This window comes from Burkholderia sp. CpTa8-5 (assembly GCF_017815045.1).
GTDB classification, from domain to species: domain Bacteria; phylum Pseudomonadota; class Gammaproteobacteria; order Burkholderiales; family Burkholderiaceae; genus Burkholderia; species Burkholderia sola.
On the sequence record NZ_JAGIQD010000073.1, the window covers coordinates 1 to 1,295 of the forward strand.

At 62.1% G+C, this 1,295-nt stretch carries 1 protein-coding gene; it reads right to left on the bottom strand.

The window, feature by feature from the left end; genetic code table 11:
* Positions 1–164: 164 nt before the first annotated feature.
* Positions 165–1,259: an IS5 family transposase gene (locus J8I35_RS34365; RefSeq protein ID WP_209929392.1), complete on the bottom strand. Its 1,095-nt coding sequence runs from the start codon at positions 1,257–1,259 to the stop codon at positions 165–167.
* Positions 1,260–1,295: the final 36 nt, after the last annotated feature.

The following is a 1,295-nucleotide window of genomic DNA, read 5'->3' on the forward strand; positions in this document are numbered from 1 at the left end:
CTAGCAGGCTGTTGAAAAGCGCCCCGTTTTGATGGCCGGGGCACTGATTAAATGGATTTCGTATGCGATTAGCCGTCGAGGTGCCGATAGATCGTCGTGGCTGCCCCGCTGGCGAGCGGGATTGCTGGTGCGTTGCTGCGCGACGGCCGCGCTGCTCGGGCGGCTCATTGCATCGCTCCTTGCGGTACCACCGTCAGCATTCGAGCCATTCGGGTCAGGTTACTCGCCAGCATCGTCAACTTGAAGTGCTGGTCGACCCGTTTGATGCCGCGATACACGGTCTGTCGAATCCTGCCGACAGTCTTGCCCCAGCCGAAGTGCTCTTCGATGCGTTTGCGCTTCACCTGACTGATGCCGTAGCCGGCGTGCCGCGAGGTACGGCCGTCGATCGCGCTGCCGCCTTGATGCGTGTCATTGCGCGCGACGTGCGGCGTCACCTTGCGCGCACGGCAGTCCCGCACGAAGTCGCGCATGTCATAGCCCTTGTCGGCGCCGAGCGTCTTGGTATGACGACCGGGCACGCAATCGAGCAGGCGCAATGCATTGGCGCGTTCGGCGAAGCCGTCGGCATGGCTCACCACGGCGCCGACCACCAAGCCCGAACGGTTCTCCATCAGGATGTGACCGTGGTAGCACAGGATGGACGGCGTGCCTTTGCTCTTCTTGAACAGCCGGGCGTCCGGATCCGTGCTCGACTCATGCGTGTCGTTGCTGCGCCGTTTGCCTTTCCAGTCCGTGTCGGCATTACGTCCGCCGCCGGCCGGCGGATCGTCCGAGCCGTCCTTGGGACGGAAGCTCTTGTGACTGGCCCACGCCTGGATCAGCGTGCCATCGACCGAGAAGTGCTCTCTGGACAGCAACCCTTGCTTGTCCGCCAAGCTCATGACTTCGGTAAAGAACGCCTCGATCACTTCGTGCTCAAGCAGCCGGTCACGGTTCTTCGAGAATACCGAGTGGTCCCAGACGGCGTCTTCGATGGCCACGCCGACGAACCAGCGAAACAGCAGGTTGTAGCGCATCTGCTCCATCAGCATGCGCTCGCTGCGCACCGAGTAAAACACCTGCAGCAGCAACGCACGCAGCAGCTTCTCCGGCGCAATCGAGGCGCGACCGCTGTCCGCATAGATCGTGCCGAACAGCCCGTTGAGCCGCTTCAACGCCTGATTGACCAGCAGTCGAAGTGGCCGCAACGGGTGATCGGCCGGCACGAAGTCTTCCAGCTTCACCGTCGTGAACAGCGGTTCTTGCATCTCGTCCATTCCACGCATCGGCTTATCCGCTCAAGGTCATGAACA

What these genes read in the sequence shown, in the direction of transcription:
- J8I35_RS34365 (WP_209929392.1), bottom strand. Translation starts at nt 1,259, where the DNA reads ATGGACGAGATGCAAGAACCGCTGTTCACGACGGTGAAGCTGGAAGAC.